This window comes from Synechococcus sp. BA-120 BA3 (genome assembly GCF_034931285.1).
Taxonomy (GTDB): Bacteria; Cyanobacteriota; Cyanobacteriia; order PCC-6307; family Cyanobiaceae; genus Cyanobium.
Genome location: NZ_JAYGHZ010000382.1, coordinates 1 through 4,133, shown reverse-complemented (window position 1 = coordinate 4,133; position 4,133 = coordinate 1). Strand labels below are relative to the sequence as shown.

The window sequence follows — 4,133 nt, the reverse complement described above, 5'->3', positions numbered from 1 at the left end:
GAACAGGGCCGGGCGGTGGGGGTCCGGCTGGCGAACGGCGAGCGTCTTGAAGCCGCCCGCGGCGTGATCGCCAACACCAGCCCCTGGGACCTGCTCGCCCTGCTGCCGGAGCCCGCGGTGCCGTCGCGCTGGCGGCGGCGTCAGGCGGCCACCCCGGCCTGTGCCAGCTTCCTGCATTGGCACCTGGCCCTGCGGGGGGACGACCTCGACCACCTGCCCATCCACCATGTCTGGGTGGGCGACTGGGAGCGGGGCATCGGCGCCGAGCGCAACATGGTGGTGCTTTCGATGCCCTCCCGGCTCGACCCGTCCTGCGCGCCGGCGGGCCACCAGGTGCTGCACGGCTACACCCCGGCCAACGAACCCTGGGAGATCTGGCAGGGGCTGGAACGGGGCAGCGCCGCCTATGGGGCCCTCAAGCAGGAACGCTGCGCCGTCTTCGGTACGGCGCTCGACCGGGTGCTGCCCGACTGGCGGGAACGCGTCGTGCTGGAACGGCAGGGCACCCCCCTCACCCATCGGCACTACCTGCGGATGCACCAGGGCAGCTACGGGCCGGCCTGGCCCGCCAACGCCGGACCCTTCCCCGGCGGCTCCACCCCGGTCGAGGGGCTGGTGCTCTGCGGGGCGGGCGTGTTCCCGGGCATCGGTGTGCCGCCGGTGGCGGTGAGCGGTGCCATGGCCGCCCACCGCTTCGTCGGGGCGCGCCAGCAGCGCCAACTGCTGGAGGAGATCGGCCTGACGGCGGGCTGAGGGGCGGAACGGCGGCCCCGGGTTGGGGTTCAGAAGCTGCGCAGGGCCCGGTTCCCCAGCTGCACCTCCCGCAGCAGCAACACCACTGCCACCATCAGCGTCCCCATCGCCAGGACGAACAGCAGGGCCACCAGTGGGGTGAGGTCAATCGTGGCCAGGGTGCTGAGGAACAGCACGACCACGACGCTCGCCACCAGCAGAAAGCTGGTGGTGGCGCAGGTGAAGGCCTGGGCCGCCAGGCCCATCCGCCGGCGGTGAATCAGGAGTTCCAGCTGCAACTCCCGTTCTTCCGCGACGCTGGTTCCCGGATCCCTTGCCTTGAGCACCCGGGCCCGGTCGATGATGCGCCCGAGGCGGGTGGTGATGACCCCTAGCAGACCACTGATGCCCGCCAGCAGAAACACCGGCGTGACCGCCAGCCGGATCGTCTCCGCCAGCCCCGCCGAGGGAGGGGTGACCACGACCAGGAGAGGCACCAAGGATCCCTGACGGCGGAGGTGAATCTAGGCCGACCACCCCTGCCAGCCTGGTGGGACGTTCGCTGCCCACCGCCCGCCATGACCACGATGACCTGCCGCTACGAGGGAGCCCTGCGCTGCGCCGCCGAGCACGCCCCGTCGGGGTCGCGGCTGATCACCGATGCCCCCGTGGACAACCAGGGCAAGGGGGAGGCGTTTTCGCCCACCGACCTGGTGGCGACGGCCCTGGCCACGTGCCTGCTGACGGTGATGGGCATCGTTGCCGAGCGGGAGGGGATGGCGCTGGAGGGCGCCCGGGTGCGGGTGGAGAAGGGCATGAGCAGCAGCGGTGAACGCCGCATCGCCCTGCTGGAGGCCTGGATTGATCTTCCGGCCGGCCTCGATGGCGGGCAACGGGACGCGCTGATCCGCGCCGGCGAGCGCTGCCCGGTGAAGGTCAGTCTGGAAGGGTGCGTGCCGATGCGGCTCCACTGGAGTCCGGCGGCGGCGGGCTGAGGGTGACCCCCACTTCCAGCTGCTCGAGAGGAGCCCCAGGGTCCTCCGGCACCAGCAGCACCATCGTGCTGGCCGCTGGGCGGGTACCGGGCTGCTCCTGGAGGATCTCCAGGGCCACCATGGTCTTGCGCCACTGCAGGATCTTTCCCTCCAGCAGGGCCACGAAGTCGTCACAGTTCCAGCGGGCCGCCTCGCCACGGCAGGGGTAGCGCTCCAGCACATCGAGGATCTCCATCTCCCGCAGCGGTGGGGCCTCGGCCGGATCCCAGACCAGCAGATAGTTGCCGTCGAGAGCATTGGCCTCCAGCAGGCTGGCCTCGCTGGCCAGCAGGGTGTCGAGGGTCATCTCGTCGTCGTCCCGCTCAATGGCGGTGAGCAGGGCCTCGAGCACCAGCTGGGTGTCGTCATCGAGCCGATCGCAATGGACCGTGAGCAGGCCCGTGACCGCCAGTTCGATCTCCTCGAGCGGCAGCACCATGGTCAGGGCCCGCAGGATGGCGCTGAGGACATCGCCGGAGTCGCCGCCGGCGGGCTGGCCCTGCAGGGCCAGGTCGGGGTCGGCCATGAACCGTTCGATGGCCGCGAGCACCAGGGCCTGCTCCGGAGAAGGGGGATGCATCGATCCGGCGGAGGTAAGGGTTGTCTCCACCATGGCCCCGGCAGCTGCGGGCCGGTGGCCGTGTTGTGTGATTCCCCGCAGGGCGGGCGACGCCACCGCCTCCCCGTCGCTCTGCAGACTGGACAGGCCCCAGAACGCTCCGCCTTGATGGCCCCCCTCTGCCGGTCCGCCGCCACCGCGGTGGCGGCATGCCTGGCTGTGCCGGCACTGGCCGTGCAGGCGGGAACGCTCACAGGCTCCGCCACCATCCGGGAGCGGATCGCCCTGCCGCCGGAGGCCGTCTTCGAGGCCGTCATCGAGGACATCGCCCGCGCCGATGCCCCGGCACGGGTGATCGGCCACACCACCGTGTCGCCGGCGGGCCAGCCTCCCTTTCGCTTCTCCATTCCTTACAAGGACAGCGATCTCTCCCCGCAGGGCCGTTATGCCGTGCGCGCCACCGTCCGTCACCGGGGCCGGTTGCTGTTCACCACCGCCAGCATCACCCGCGTTCTCGATGGCAGCGCCGGACCCATCACCCTGGTGCTGCTCCCGGTGGGGGGAGGGACGGGCGATCCCCCCCGGACGGTGGCCTCGCCGCTGGGATCCCTGCCGGCCAGCTGGCAGGGCGACATCCCCGGCGCCGGCGGCGTCAGCCGCTGGCACCTGGACCTCGCCCCGGATCTCACCTACCAACTGCGCCAGACCTTCCTCGGCCGGCCGGCACCGAACCGGTTCGACGACATCGGCCGCTGGCGACTCGAGCCCGGCACGGGCCGGCTGGTGCTGCGCGGCGGGCGGGAGGCGCCGCTGTTCCTGCAGCCGATCAAGGCTGGGAAGGTCCTGCGCAAGCTGGACCTGATGGGCCGACCGGTGATCTCCCGGCACAACGACCAGTTGAGCCGCCTGCCCGCTCCGGCGCCGATCGATCCCGGCCTCAACCTTCAGGGCATGGTCACGTACTTCGCCGACGCGGCCGTGATCCGGCTCTGCGCCACCGGGCAACGGCTGCCGGTGGCGATGGAGGGCGACTATCTCGCCCTGGAGCGTGCCTACACCCGGACGCAGGAGGGGAAACGCTCCGGCCAGCCCCTGCTCGCCAGCCTGCAGGGGCGGATCACCACCCGGCCATCGGCCGAACCCGGCCAGCCGCCGCGGCGCACCCTGGTCGTGGAGACGTTCAGAAACATCTGGCCCGGCCAAGGCTGCCCACCGGCGCGGCTCGAACCCGTTTCCGACCGGCCGCCGCTGGTCGCGCCCCCGGGCGTCGCCGCCCTGGGCAACCGTGTGTCGGCGCCGGCGGGTGCCGCCGCCTGAGCGGCCACCTCCAGCCCGAGGGGGAGCTGATGGCCTGCGAACGCCGCGATCTCGAGGCTCTCGGCCGGGTGCGCCGCTGGGGCATCGACAAACACGGCCTGCTGCTTCAGGCACCATGCTGGCGCCACCGGCTCCACCGATCCCATGCCTGCAGCGGCTCCGGCCCTCGACCAGCTCCAGCGGCACCTGCACACCACCCGCCTGCTGGGCTCGATCAGCAGCACCCTTTACTACGACCAGAACACGGTGATGCCCGCCGCCGGGGCCCCCTGGCGCGGCGAGCAGCTGGCCCTGCTGGCCGCCCAGCTGCACGAGCGCCAGAGCAGTGACGCCTACGCCGATCTGGTGGCCGCCGCCGAAGCCGATCTCGACGGGGACGCCCCGCCCCAGCGGCGCCGCAACCTGCAGTTGCTGCGGTTGGAGCTGAACCGCCAGCGCTGCCTCGATCCGGCCCTGGTCAGCGCCCTGGCCCGGGCCCATGCCGGCCTGCC

At 72.1% G+C, this 4,133-nt stretch carries 5 protein-coding genes and 1 pseudogene; 4 read left to right on the top strand and 2 right to left on the bottom strand.

Going from position 1 to position 4,133, the window contains the following annotated elements; all coding sequences use genetic code 11:
* Window positions 1-753: phytoene desaturase family protein (locus VB737_RS15405; RefSeq protein ID WP_500314255.1), on the top strand; the 753-nt coding region annotated here is incomplete at its 5' end.
* 29 nt (window positions 754-782) lie between these two features.
* Here the strand turns inward: VB737_RS15405 and VB737_RS15400 are convergent.
* Entirely contained in the window at window positions 783-1,229 is a 447-nt protein-coding gene (locus VB737_RS15400) for a DUF2721 domain-containing protein (protein ID WP_500314254.1), read from the bottom strand.
* Window positions 1,230-1,310: 81 nt separating this feature from the next.
* On the opposite strand from VB737_RS15400, the gene VB737_RS15395 reads away from it, so the two are divergent.
* A complete protein-coding gene (locus VB737_RS15395; RefSeq protein WP_500314252.1) occupies window positions 1,311-1,727 on the top strand; it encodes an OsmC family protein in 417 nt (138 codons plus the stop codon).
* On the opposite strand, the gene VB737_RS15390 is transcribed toward VB737_RS15395, so the two are convergent.
* Complete coding sequence (locus VB737_RS15390) at window positions 1,669-2,346, bottom strand: hypothetical protein (RefSeq protein ID WP_500314251.1); 678 nt, start codon at window positions 2,344-2,346, stop codon at window positions 1,669-1,671. The two genes, VB737_RS15395 and VB737_RS15390, sit on opposite strands and share 59 nt — an antisense overlap.
* 147 nt (window positions 2,347-2,493) lie before the next feature.
* Between VB737_RS15390 and VB737_RS15385 the strand changes: the two genes are divergently transcribed.
* Together VB737_RS15385 and VB737_RS15380 are read left to right on the top strand one after the other, a co-directional pair.
* Window positions 2,494-3,642 carry a YbaY family lipoprotein gene (locus tag VB737_RS15385; protein WP_500314249.1) on the top strand — a complete coding sequence of 383 codons (1,149 nt, stop codon included), beginning with the start codon at window positions 2,494-2,496 and terminating at the stop codon, window positions 3,640-3,642.
* A 144-nt stretch (window positions 3,643-3,786) separates the two neighbouring features.
* Window positions 3,787-4,133, top strand: a pseudogene (locus VB737_RS15380) (carboxypeptidase M32); the annotation flags it as partial.

What these genes read in the sequence shown, in the direction of transcription:
- VB737_RS15395 (WP_500314252.1), top strand. Translation starts at nt 1,311, where the DNA reads ATGACCACGATGACCTGCCGCTACGAGGGAGCCCTGCGCTGCGCCGCC.
- VB737_RS15390 (WP_500314251.1), bottom strand. Translation starts at nt 2,346, where the DNA reads ATGCATCCCCCTTCTCCGGAGCAGGCCCTGGTGCTCGCGGCCATCGAA.
- VB737_RS15385 (WP_500314249.1), top strand. Translation starts at nt 2,494, where the DNA reads ATGGCCCCCCTCTGCCGGTCCGCCGCCACCGCGGTGGCGGCATGCCTG.